Origin of the sequence: Trinickia sp. Y13 (assembly GCF_029522115.1) — a bacterium.
Taxonomy (GTDB): domain Bacteria; phylum Pseudomonadota; class Gammaproteobacteria; order Burkholderiales; family Burkholderiaceae; genus Trinickia.
Window position 1 is genome coordinate 61,020 of the sequence record NZ_JAKWFK010000001.1, and the last position, 12,155, is coordinate 73,174.

The 12,155-nt window shown below is 63.8% G+C and carries 9 protein-coding genes; 4 read left to right on the forward strand and 5 right to left on the reverse strand.

The features are described 5' to 3' along the window. Nucleotides 1-45 precede the first annotated feature (45 nt). The 3 genes from MMB74_RS00255 to MMB74_RS00270 form a co-directional block, all read right to left on the reverse strand. Entirely contained in the window at nucleotides 46-870 is an 825-nt protein-coding gene (locus tag MMB74_RS00255) for a hypothetical protein (protein WP_277426594.1), read from the reverse strand. Between the two features lie 612 nt (nucleotides 871-1,482). Next, complete coding sequence (locus tag MMB74_RS00265) at nucleotides 1,483-2,688, reverse strand: MFS transporter (RefSeq protein WP_277427101.1); 1,206 nt, start codon at nucleotides 2,686-2,688, stop codon at nucleotides 1,483-1,485. A gap of 145 nt (nucleotides 2,689-2,833) precedes the next feature. Beyond that, the gene (locus MMB74_RS00270) at nucleotides 2,834-3,673 is read right to left on the reverse strand and encodes a LysR family transcriptional regulator (protein ID WP_277426596.1); all 840 of its coding nucleotides are present in this window, start codon (nucleotides 3,671-3,673) and stop codon (nucleotides 2,834-2,836) included. Between the two features lie 125 nt (nucleotides 3,674-3,798). On the opposite strand from MMB74_RS00270, the gene MMB74_RS00275 reads away from it, so the two are divergent. The 3 genes from MMB74_RS00275 to MMB74_RS00285 all read left to right on the forward strand — a co-directional run bounded on the left by MMB74_RS00275 (nucleotide 3,799) and on the right by MMB74_RS00285 (nucleotide 7,085). Next, on the forward strand, nucleotides 3,799-4,434 hold the full coding sequence (locus MMB74_RS00275) for an NAD(P)H-dependent oxidoreductase (protein WP_277426597.1): 636 nt from the start codon (nucleotides 3,799-3,801) through the stop codon (nucleotides 4,432-4,434). Between the two features lie 288 nt (nucleotides 4,435-4,722). Beyond that, the gene (locus tag MMB74_RS00280; RefSeq protein WP_277426598.1) at nucleotides 4,723-5,523 is read left to right on the forward strand and encodes an ABC transporter substrate-binding protein; all 801 of its coding nucleotides are present in this window, start codon (nucleotides 4,723-4,725) and stop codon (nucleotides 5,521-5,523) included. Nucleotides 5,524-5,699: 176 nt separating this feature from the next. Continuing rightward, complete coding sequence (locus MMB74_RS00285) at nucleotides 5,700-7,085, forward strand: EAL domain-containing protein (RefSeq protein ID WP_277426599.1); 1,386 nt, start codon at nucleotides 5,700-5,702, stop codon at nucleotides 7,083-7,085. A 74-nt stretch (nucleotides 7,086-7,159) separates the two neighbouring features. Here MMB74_RS00285 and MMB74_RS00290 read toward each other — a convergent pair whose 3' ends face one another. Further along, nucleotides 7,160-8,620 carry an HDOD domain-containing protein gene (locus MMB74_RS00290; RefSeq protein ID WP_277426600.1) on the reverse strand — a complete coding sequence of 487 codons (1,461 nt, stop codon included), beginning with the start codon at nucleotides 8,618-8,620 and terminating at the stop codon, nucleotides 7,160-7,162. Between the two features lie 63 nt (nucleotides 8,621-8,683). After that, complete coding sequence (locus MMB74_RS00295; RefSeq protein ID WP_277426601.1) at nucleotides 8,684-10,525, reverse strand: sensor domain-containing phosphodiesterase; 1,842 nt, start codon at nucleotides 10,523-10,525, stop codon at nucleotides 8,684-8,686. Nucleotides 10,526-10,818: 293 nt separating this feature from the next. On the opposite strand from MMB74_RS00295, the gene MMB74_RS00300 reads away from it, so the two are divergent. Then, the gene (locus MMB74_RS00300) at nucleotides 10,819-12,138 is read left to right on the forward strand and encodes an EAL domain-containing protein (RefSeq protein WP_277426602.1); all 1,320 of its coding nucleotides are present in this window, start codon (nucleotides 10,819-10,821) and stop codon (nucleotides 12,136-12,138) included. The last annotated feature ends 17 nt before the right edge of the window (nucleotides 12,139-12,155 follow it).

Consider the following 12,155-nt stretch of genomic DNA (forward strand, 5'->3'; position numbering starts at 1 on the left):
CATAACCGCTTTCGCCGTGTGTTCGCTGCCGCTGTGCAACCGCGGCTATTGCTCGGGGATCACGGCCTGCCACCCTTCGGGACATTCCGTCACATACGGGTAGTACTGGCCGGCCGATTCGCAGTAGTACCAGTAATCGCCGGAGCTGCCGTATTCGTAAATCACGTCGCCGGGCGCGAATGGATCTGGATAGGGGTAAACCGGTCGCGGATAGAAGTACCACAGGCCCCCGACGACCCACCACCAACCGTAGCGTCCGCGATGGTGCGAATGGTGCCAATTGCCTCCGCGCCAGACACGCGCGTCGAGATCGACGAAACGGTGGATGTCGCCGCGATACGGCGCGGGAACGTGCCCGTAGGGGCGCGGCGCCCGCGCCAGCGGGGCTCGACGATCGGGGCCAGGCTGATGCCGGAATTCTTGCGTGGCTGCCGGGCCGTGGTTAGGTTGGCGTAGCGCCGGAGATTGGCCCATGGGATGGTGCCCGTATTCGGGCGTATGAGCCGGACCGCCCGGCTGCCGCATGGCCGGTTTAGGCGCGGGGGCTGGAGCCGGAGCGTGCGCCGGGGCGGGAGCGTGCGGCATCGGCCGTTGCCCGAACGCGGGGTTGTGGGCCGCTTGGCCAGGGGCGATACCGACAGCGGGGCCTGGGCCCCGGGGCGCAGGGGCTCCTCCCATGTGTCCTCCGGCTGCTCCTGGGAGCGCGCCTTGGCGGCCGCCGGGGTGCGCTTCGCCGGGGCCTTGCACCGGCGCTGCCGCGGGTCCTCGCGCCGATTCGTGGCCGCGTTCGCGTTCCTGCGCAAGCCCTGTAACTGACGATAGGCCGGTCATGCCGGCCACGGCGAGTGCAATGACGGTTCTTGCGTTCATAGCCATCTCCCTCGATACGTCGTTCTCTCTTTCAGCATAGGCGCTCAGCGTCGACAACGATTGACTGGCCTCAATGGGGTTCGCCGGGTGCGCCGCGATTTCGCCCTCGTCGCCGGCGCATGTAGTCCATCTCCGACATGCTGTGGCAACGCTTGACGCGATTCTCGGACGCCGCTGATTTATATCGTCTGCGTTGGTGCCGATACTGTATTCAAGGACTCAGCCTACGGATCGACGGTGGCGGTTCGCGAATGGTTCAGGAGGTGAGCGATGAGTGCGAAAAAGACTTCTCTGCGCGCAATAGTCGACAAATGGCTCGCACCTACTGCCGCCGCGCCTGCGCGCGTGCTGCGCACGGGGCGGATGAGCAGTAACCACACGCGGTTCGTCTTCGTCGAAATGCAAGCGTCTAGCGGCCCGCGTTCGATCTTCCTGTTTCGCCACGGCGATGGTTCGTGGTGCGTCTTTCCGCCCACCGAGGCGCGTCCGGCGATGTGTTGTGCGCGTGTTGGTCGAGGGTGAGTTTGAGGCTGAAGTTATGAGTTGCGACTGCAACGGTAGGCAGGTTCTTCCACCTCGTCCCCGCCATGAATAGCTAGGCGGACACGTTGCCTACCGACTGCTGAGAGACGATGGTTCTGCTCGCCAGGGCCGCGTGAACCCGAAAAGCACGAGGGCTGAAAGCGCGATCGCGGCAGAGAGCAACTGATAGAGGGCGGGAACGCCGACATTGCGATAGACGGTGGGTGTGATGAACACGATCGCACTGACAGCGCTGCTGAGAAAAAGACTGTTTGCGCGGAATCGCGCCAGCAAATGCGTGGGACATTCGGTTATAAAGCGAGCCTCAGTGCGCACACGCACGACTGCAAAGCCGATGCCGAGCGCGAGGTGGACGGCGAGCAACGCGGTCAACGCCGAAAGGCGAGGGACGAGGAATAAAAGCCCTGCGATCACGAAAACGATGCAAAGGTCTTGGTGAAGGGGGCTCAACCGATCCTTCGCAACCTTGGCGAGCACAGCGCTTGCCGCGAGCGCGCCAATGGACCATGCAGCCTCCACGAACGAATAGCGCTCGCTGGAAAACTTCAGATCTAGGCTCAGGAAGGCGGGCAACAAAGTGTTGGTCACTTGTCCGATAGCGAATGCCAGCGCAGAGCATGACGCGATTGCAAAGAGTCGATGATGTTTGAGATAGAGGGCGGGGCCCGCGCGATACAAACCCTGTCTCGTGCGCGGCTCGTAGGTCAAAGCAGGAAGATGGCAGGCGCAGAGCATTGCGAGCCCTATGCCGCAGTAGCTAATCAAAAGGAATGCATCCCGCCAAGGCGCATGGGCGACAAGGTATCCGCCAAAACCGGTCCCGACGATGAGCGTGAATTGGGAGACGGTGTTGACGAGGGCAAGTTTGCGGGTTCTTTCGTTGGAAGCGATGGCATGCTTGACGAAGTAATCCATCGCGCAGGCGAGGACGATGCCTGAGATGCTCGACACCAGTGCGGTGGCGACCAAGGTGGAAAATGGCGCGGCTTGCGGCAGTAATAGGCCTAGCGCGTGCGGTGCGACGCCGCACATCGCGACGCCGCAGTGACCGAGGAGTATTAGGGGCTTCTTACGCGGGCATCGATCGACGAATGCTCCAATGAACGGCGAAAGGGCTAAATTTGTTGCGCTTGAAATCAGCAACACGTGTCCGACCGATTCGGGGCGCCCTGTAATTTGAACCGCGGACCAAGCGGTCAATACGAGTTGGCATCCGACACGGAAGAAATTTGCAGCGACCAAGCCGATCAATAGCGCGAACCCCGATGGCGGCACGAGACATCCCTGATGTCGGAGGGGCGACAGCGAATTGCCGTCGGACAAAATGTAGCGGCGAATTCTTTGTGTGTAAACGAAACGAAAGAAATCCTATCCACCTGGATAGGGGCGGGAACCGAGACGATCGACCGTTCCCTTCGCTTCACCCCAAATCCCGCTGAGCCGCCTCGCACAACTCATCCACCAGCGCCCCTGGGTTCGCCGCGCCAAATAGCGCGAACTCGACGTGAGGCAACGGCGGCAAGCCCCATCGTTCTTCCATGATCGCCAGCGTGCCGTCGACTCGGCTCTTGGGCATCGGCGTAACCCCGAGCCCCGCCTGAACGGCCGCATGCACGCCCGCGCTGCTCGGGCACACCACGTCGATGCGGTAATCGATGCCCGCATGCGCCAGTGCGGCGAGCGCGGCATCGCGATAGGGACACGGCTCGGGGAAAACGGCCAGCGGCAAGGGCAGGGCTGCGTCGATCGTCAGCCACGGCGCGCCGGCCCATACGAGCGGCTCGCGCCACAGCCCGCGCCCAGGACGATCATCGTGACACCGCCCCGCCATGACGAAGTCGAGTTCGCCGCGATCCATCGCCTGCAACAACGGACCGGGAATGCCCACCGCCAGGTTCACGGCAAGGCCGGGATGCCGCAGCCCAAACGCATGCAGCCGCTCCATCACCCGCGGTTGCGCGAAATCATCCGACAACCCGATGCGCACGAGACCCTCGCCCGCCGAGCGGTGCAAGCGGGCGCGCGCGTCGCGATTCAACGCAAGGATCGCGCGCGCGTAGCCCAGCAGCACTTCGCCGTCGGGCGTTAGCGCCAGCGAGCGCGTCGTGCGCGTGACGAGCGGCGTTCCCGCCTGCTCCTCGAGCCGGCGCAGGTGCGCGCTGACGGCCGATTGCGTCAAATGCAGACGCGTGGCGGCCCGCGTAAAGCTGCCCTCCTGGGCCACCGTGACGAAGGAGCGGAGCAGGATCGTATCGAACACGAGATTCAGTGAGAAATGAGTTGAATGGCAGAATAATACTTCGTTTTGATTTGAAATCAGAATATGTTCAGATAGCGCCTATCCCACGCCGTCATGTATTGCCAACTGACTCAGGAGAAGAGAGCATGGCCGACTTGCTGCACATCGAGGCATCTCCGCGTAAGCAGCGGTCGGCCTCGCTCGAAGCTGCCCGCGCGTTCATCGACGCCTTTCGCCTCTCGCGCCCCCGCGCGTCGGTCGAGACGCTCGACGTGTGGCGCGTGTCGTTGCCCGAGTTCGATAGCGATGCGCTCGACGCAAAGTACGCGGGGCTCAGCGGTACCCCGTTGACACCGTCGCAGCAGGCGGCGTGGGACCAAATCCATGCGCTCGCGAAACCGCTGCACGAGGCGAGCACGCTGCTCTTCTCCGTGCCGCTCTGGAATTTCGCGATTCCCTACAAGCTCAAGCACTTCATCGACGTCGTATCTCAAAAGGACGTGTTGTTTTCGTTCGATCCGCAAGTCGGCTTCGGTGGATTGCTTGCGGGCAAGCGAGCCGTCGTCGTCTACGCGCGAGGCCTTGACTATGGCAAGCAATCGATCACGCCGGCACACTCCTTCGATTTTCAGCAGCCGTACTTCGAAGCGTGGCTGCGCTTCGTCGGCATCGAGGACATCGAATCGATCGTCGTCGAGAAGACGTTGTTCGGCGCCGAAGTGGACGCCGCCGCACGCGAGGCGGCATGCCGCGAGGCAGCCGAGCTTGCCCGCACCGTGTAGGGCGCGAGCGGATAGAGCGAAGCATCGAAGCTTGCATTGAGACTTGCCGCCGCGCGACACGCAATTGCGTGTTCGTGCGGACCGGACAGATTTGGATACCCCAACCCCCGATTGCCGATGAGCCGGCGCCCACGCGTGCGTGCGAGCGCAGTGGCTCGCCGTACAATGCCGGGCTCGCGCGTTGTGCGTCGCATCAAGCGCGCGGCGGCGATTTGAATGCCATTTTTGGCGCGGCCACGATGCGCGCCAGGGGTTTTCCAACACTGACCACTGTTTAGGATCAATGCAATGAAAGTGAACTTGCGCAATCAGGTGGCGCTCGCGCTCGTCGCGGCCGCAACGTCGATCGGCATGGCCGCGAATGTCTGCGCTGCCGATTTGAAAGTGCTTCGTTTCGGCGTCGAGGCATCATATGCGCCGTTCGAATCGAAGACGGCCTCCGGCCAATTGCAAGGCTTCGACATCGATGTGGGCAACGCGGTCTGTGCAAAATTGAACGTCAAGTGCGTGTGGGTGGAGAACGATTTCGACGGTCTCATCCCGGCGCTGCAGGCGCGCAAGTTCGATGCGATCAACTCGGACATGACGATCACCGAACAGCGCAAGCAGGCCATCGATTTCACCGATCCGATCTATACGATCCCCAATCAACTGATCGCCAAGAAGGGCAGCGGTTTGCAGCCTGACGCCGCCTCGCTCAAGGGCAAGCACGTCGGCGTGCTCCAAGGCACGATTCAAGAAACGTACGCGAAGGCCAAGTGGGCGAATGCCGGCGTCGATGTGGTTTCGTATCAAACGCAGGACCAAGTCTATGCCGACCTCGCATCGAGCCGGCTCGATGCGGCGTTCCAAGATTCGGAAGCGGCGTCCAAAGGCTTTCTGAAGCGTCCCCAAGGCGCCGGCTTCGATTTCGCCGGTCCCACCGTTTCCGATCAGAAGCTGCTCGGCTCGGGCGTCGGTTACGGCGTGCGCAAGGGCGACAAAGCGCTGCTGGACAAGCTCAATGGCGCGCTCAAGGCGCTCAAGGAAGACGGGACGATCGACAAACTGGCCGCCAAGTATTTCGACGTCAAGGTGGTCCTGAAGTAGTTCGAACATCCCAAGCGGTGGATGCGCGGCGCAGTCAGATTCGCGTCGCGCAGCCCCTTTGCCGCTCGTTTTCAAGCTCCGCTTTACGGTTATAATCGCCGCAATTTATTGCGCGCACTAAAGACGTCGGACCAACGTCGCGCCGCTAATCGTAAGAAGAAAAAAGGAGAGGGGCGATGGGGACGACCACCGACGAGGCGCAGCGCCCGGCCTGTGCCGATGGCCGAACGAATCCCGGCCAAACCCATCACGTGCAATACCCCGCGAGAGCGCCCATCGTCGATGGCGAAGCGCTGCTGCGAGGCTTCGAACTGCTGGTGCGCGAAGCGCCCAGCGCCGAAGTCGATGCACCTGCCGAAAGCGACGCGCCCGATGCGTCCGAGCCAGAGAATAAACTTCATTCGCAACGCCAGGCCGACGCCGAAGCCGCGCAATTGCTCGCGACATTGGGCGCGAGCGATGTGCGCACCGCGCTCGCCGGGCATCACGGCTACCTGAACGTCAGCCGCCCGTTATTGTTCTCCGACGCCATCGCGCGCCTTGCCCCCGATCGCTTTTACCTCGAAATCTCGGCGCAGCAACGCGTCGATCCCGAACTGATCGCGCGCTTGGTGCTGTTGCATGCGAAGCGCTACCGCTTCGTCATCGACGATCTGCGCCAGCCCGATGAAGGGTTCGCGAAGCTGCTGCCTTATGTGTGCGCGATCAAGATCGACCCGGCCCGGCTCGCCCCCGAGTTGCTGCAGCGACTCACGGGCGCGCTCAAGTCCGCAGGCAAGTTGCTGATCGCGCAAAACATTCACACGCACGAGGCGTTCGAACGGGCCAAAGCGTTGCAGTTCGATCTGTTTCAGGGCTACTTCTTCGCGCGCGGCAACAAGCAAGGCGCCCGCCGCATCAATGCGCCGCGTCAGGCGCTGCTCGGCCTGTTGCGGCTGCTCTCGTCCGATCCGAGCGTCGCGCAACTCGAGGCCGAACTCAAGCTCAATCCTGTGCTCGTCATGCACTTGATGCGTCTTGCCAATTCGGGCGAAGCTAGCATCGGCCGCAAAGTGGCCACGTTGCGCGACGCGATCAACGCGACCGGGACGAACCGCATCGCCCGCTGGACGCAATTGCTGCTTTACGCGGACGGGCGCAAAGTTCGCCTCGAAGAAGATCCGCTCGTGCAGCTCGCCGCCACGCGGGCGCGCTTCATGGAGCTCGCTTCGGCTCGGCTTTCACACGCGAACCGCAAAGTGATCGACGGCGCTTTTTTGACGGGCGTGTTTTCGCTCGTCGATGCGGTGTTCGGCGACACGCTGGAAAACACGCTCGATGCGCTGACGCTCGCGAGCCACATTCGCGCGGCGATCTTGCATCGGGAAGGGCAGTTGGGCACCTTGCTGAGCGCCATCGAAGCGCTCGAACACGGCGATTGGGATGCGCTCGACCGTGCGAGCGCGGCGCTTGCGCCGCTCACCGCGGGCGAGCTGGCGCAACTTGCGATCACGGCGGCGGCATGGGCCAGCACCGCCGATCAAAGCAAGGACAACGAGGGCTTAGAGCGTTTCGAGGAGTAGCTCTGAAGCCGAAGGCGAAGGAACGGGGACCAACGAATCGATGCCTAAAGAATCGATGCCTAAAGAATCGATGCTTAAAGCGTTTCGAGTTCCTTCGCCGGCGCGTGGGCGAAGAAGCGCCCGAGTTCGCGCGCGAGTTCGTTGAGCGCGCTCATCTGCGTCTGCGAAATCTTGCGCGGCGCTTGCTCGAGCGACCAATCGCCGTACAGCAGGGCGACGGCCGATTGATGCGCGACGACAGGTAGCAGCACGAACGAACGGACATCGTCGAATGCGTGCCGGTACCACGACGGTAGCCTAGCGATCATCTTCGGATCGCGTGCGTTCTCGATGAAGATGCCGACCGAATTGGCGATCGCCAGGTGAAACACGTCGGGCTCGAAGGCTTCCTTGAACGATAACGAAGGCAGCGCCCGTTCGACGTCGCGGCCGAATCCCAAGCGCGCCTTGTAGACGGCCGACGCCTGGCGCACGAACACGATCGTGCGCGTGAAGCTCAACCCCGCGAGCACGGTTTCGGATGCGAGCGCCAGCACCGGCGCCAGGGCATTTTCCGATGGCAGGGCGCGTAGATCTTCGAGCCCGGCTTCGATACGAGTTTCGGCATCGACGCTGGCGCGGGCGATGGCGTCCGCGTTTGCCCGCAACTCGTAGATTTCGCGCATGAAACCTTCGCCTGCCTCACCGCTTGCAAGCGCGACGCTCATCGCGGCGAGTTCTTCGGCGTCCGTGGACAATGCGCGGCTGTAGCGGTGCGCCAGCTCGGCCAGGCGCGCTTCGCGCGCATGCTCGGACACGCCCGCGGCGCTCAGCGTGTCGGCCACTTCGGTGGAGAAGTTGGTCACGGCGCGCAGCCACTGGGTTTGCCCCGAGTGGGCGTCCTTGGCGTCGGCTTCGTAGGCGCCCATGCCCGCGCGGATCGTCTCGGGCAAGCGCCAGCGCGTGGCGGCCTCTTCGCCGAGCTCTTCGTACGTGACGCCGAGCACGGCCGCGCATGCGGCGGCTTCATCGAGGCCGCCGCTGCGTATCTTCTGACGAATCTGCTCCCACTCGGCCTCGAGGTAAAAGACGACGAGCAGCTTGCCCACCTGCCGCATCAACGTGCAGACGACGGCTTCCTCGCCCTCGCGCAGATCGCCGCGTTCCGTGAGCTTGCGGGCGACGCAGCCTGAGAGCATCGTGCGGTTGAGCTCGAGCTTGGCGTCGATGCGGTGCGGCGCGCTGTGCTGGAAGTGATCGACGAGCTTGAGCCCGACGACGAGATGGCCGACCGCATCCATGCCGAGCACCATCAGCGCGCGCGTTACCGTCGTGATATTGCCGCCGAAGGCCATGTACATGGCCGAGTTTGCCAGGCGCAGCACCTTCTGGGTCAGGGCGAAGTCGGACAGCACGACCTGCACGAGGCCCGTGAAGTCGAGGTCGTCGTTTTTCATGGCGGCCATCGTCGTGCGAAGCGCCTGCGACAGCATCGGGAAGTCGCCACGCTCGCTCATACGCGCCCAAAGCTTATCGAGCAGCGCCGCCTTTACCATGTGAATCCCGTTCGAACCATACGCATGTCTGTTTTGAGTGCCGCGCGTCGTGCCGGCGCGCGCCTATAATCCCGGTACCACCTCGTGCAGGCGCAGCACGCGATCCTCGAACCGTTTCGCCAACTCGTCGGACGGCAGCGCTTTGCACACCAGCCAACCCTGGATGTGATCGCAGCCCATCGCCGTCAGCAGTTCCCGCTGGGCTTCCGTTTCCACGCCTTCCGCCACGAGTTCGAGCTCGAGCGTTTGGGCGAGCCCGACCACCGCCGATACGATCGCTTGATCGTTGCGAGAGGTTAGCAGGTTCTCGACGAAACTGCGGTCGATCTTCAATTTGGCGAGCGGAAAACGTTGCAGATACGCCAGTGACGAGTAACCCGTGCCGAAATCGTCGATAGCGAAGCGGATCCCGATCGCCGTCAACTGTTCGAGCAGCACCTTGGCGTGGGCCGGGTCCTGCATCAATAGCGACTCGGTGATTTCGAACACGAGCCGCTCGGCCTTGACGCCGGTCAAGGCCAGCGCATCGCGCACGTTCCGGATGAAACGCGGATCGCGGAACTGCTGCGGCGACACGTTCACGGCCACGTACTGCAGCTCGATGCCCTGCGCATCCCACTGCACGAGCTGCATGCAGGCGATCTTGAGGACCCAATTGCCGAGGTAATTGATGAGGCCGATCGATTCCGCAAGCGGAATGAAGGTCGACGGCGGCACGAAGCCATGCACGGGGTGGTGCCAGCGAATCAACGCTTCCACGCCCACGACGCCCCCCGTTTGGCTGCTCGTAATCGGTTGAAAATGCAAGGAAAACTCGCCGTTGCGCACGCCGTCGTAGAGATCGGCCTCGAGCTTCAGGCGCTCGGCGTCGGCTGGGTCGGCATGCGCCGTGTGAAACGCGAGGGTGTTGCTGCCCGAGGCCTTGGCCTGCGACAGCGCTTGATCGGCGCGGCGCAGCAATTGGTCGTGATAACCCGAGGCGCCGGTATCGTGTGCCGGATCGGGGTAGAGCGCCACGCCCACGCTGGCGGAAAGGTGGACCGGCTGGCCGTCCACCGCGTACGGTTGCTGCACGGCGGTCATGAAACGGCGGCCGAGGGCTTCCGCGGCGGCCGCGGCGTTTTCGCGCGTATCGGCGCGCAGTAGCACCGCGAACTCGTCGCTCGTCACGCGCGCGAGGATCTCGGCTGGCGTGACGAGCCCTTCGAGGCGCTGCGCGGTGTCTCGCAGCAAATCGTCGCCGGCATCGTAGCCGAGCGCGCGGTTGACGCGCTGATAGTCGTCCAGGTCCAGCAGGAGCAGTGCGGCGCCGCTGCCGTCGACATCGGCATCGTCCTGAGCGCGCTTGACGGCAGCCTTCAAGGCGAGCCCGTTGGCCAGGCCCGTGAGCGGATCCCTGTGCAATTCGTAGGTGAGACGCTCTTCGTTGGCCCGCCAGGGCGAGACGTCGAAGGCGCTCACCGCGAAGCCTGCCGTGCCGCGGTGATGGCTGGCGACGATGCGCAATTCCACGGGAATCGGGTAAGTCAGCGATTTCATGAGGTGCAGACAGGCCCGCTCGACCCGGCCGCTGGCTCTGGCCCGCGCGAGCAGCGTATCGAGCGCCGCCGTCTCGCCGCTGGGCACGAGTTCATGCAGCGTTACGGTTTGCAGGTATTCGCGCCGGTAGCCGATGAAGCGCAGGCTTGCCTCCGACACATAGAGAAAGCGCTGGTCGTCATCGACGTGAGCTAGGAAGTCGACTGCGCCAAGCGTCTGTTCGAGCTGCAGCCGCCAAGCGTCGTGCTCGCCGTCCGCCGGCTGGCGGACGGCCGGCGGTTGCACTTGCCCCGTGCGGCCGCGCAACAGGTCCAGAGCCGCGCGCCAGGCGCTGCGGCGCGGTGCGCCGATTGATTTTGCTTGCATTCGTTCTCGTTGCCGACTGAAGTCGATGGGCGGCCTGCGTCCCGGTCAGGCGCGCCGCTGCGCTCGGCGACCCCTGGTCGTTGCGCCGCCATACCTTCCATCACGGTGAATATCGGCACGGCGCGACAATTCTTTAGGGTCGATCCTACGAATTTATGCACAATGGCCCTCAGGATCGACCCGAGCAGCACGAGCGCCTGGTTTTGTGGACAATGGCCTTGGTGTCGTGTTCGGCTCACCGAATGCCCCATTAGGCCGCGAGGCGTTCCACACCCTGTTGGACCACATTATCCATGGCCGAAATTACGACCGCACGCACGGGCGCATCGCCCGCTTGCGAAGCGCGCGACCAGTGCGACCTCGAGTGTCTCTACCTCGGACGTCAGCCGATTCTCACTCGGGCCCGGTCTTTGGCAGCATACGAGCTGCTCTTTCGCGGCAGCACGGTCAACCGCGCGCGCATCGACGACGATGCGCGCGCGACGGCCCGCGTCTTGGTCAATGCGATGTGCAACATCGGCGTCGCAGCTGCCTTGGGCGCCCATCAAGGCTACGTCAACATGTGCCGCGCGATGTTGTTCGACGACGCAGTCATGTTGTTGCCGCCCGAGCGCTTCGTGCTCGAAGTGCTCGAGACGGTCAGCGTCGACGAGGCGCTGATCGCGCGCATCGGCGCGCTGCGTCGCGCGGGATTCCAGATCGCGCTCGACGACATCGCCGAGCTGTCCGAGGACCTGCTGCAGTTGCTCCCGCACGTGGACATCGTCAAGGTCGATTTCTTGCATGCGTCGCGCGAGCGGTTGCCGGCGCTGGCCAACGCCGTGCGCTTGCAGGGCAAGACGCTCGTCGCGGAAAAGATCGAAACGCGCGATGACTACGTGCTCGCGCACGAGCTCGGCTTCGACTTGTTCCAGGGGTATTTCTTCGCGCGGCCGCAGGTGCTCTCCGCTCGACGCGGCGATCCGTCGCGCCGGTCTTTGCTGCGCATCCTCGCGCTGATCGCATCGGAGGCGCCTTTGAACGTTCTCGAGGCCGAGCTCAAACACGGCCCTGACGTGGTGATGCAACTGCTGCGGCTCGTGAACTCGAGCGCGTATGGTTTCGGGCGACGCATCGCCTCGGTCCGCGAGGCGATCCTCGCGGCCGGCACGCGGCAGATCGCGCGCTGGGCGCAACTGCTGCTGTATGCGTCGAGCGACGAGACGTTGCGGCGCAGCGATCCGCTCGCGGAATTGGCCGGCGCGCGCTCGCGCTTCATGGAGCTGGCCGCAAGCCGCGTACGGCCACATGACGAACGGTTTGCCGACGCCGCTTTCATGACCGGCGTGTTCTCGCTCGTCCATGTTCTGCTCGGTGAAGCGACGCCCGGCGATGCGCTCGCACACATCGGGCTCGTTCCCGAGATCGCCGATGCGATCGTGCACCGTGCTGGCCCGCTCGGCGCGATGCTCGCCATCGCCGAAGCCGCCGAGGCCGGCGCGCTCGACCAAGCCGACCGGGCCGCTCAGGCGGCGTGTCATGGTTTTCCGCAACTGGCGGCCCTCACTTCGGCCACGTTGGCCGAGATCAATTTTCAGGCCGCGCTTTGGAGCCGGGCCCACGAGCCGGCGTGACGCGACCCGCTTGAATG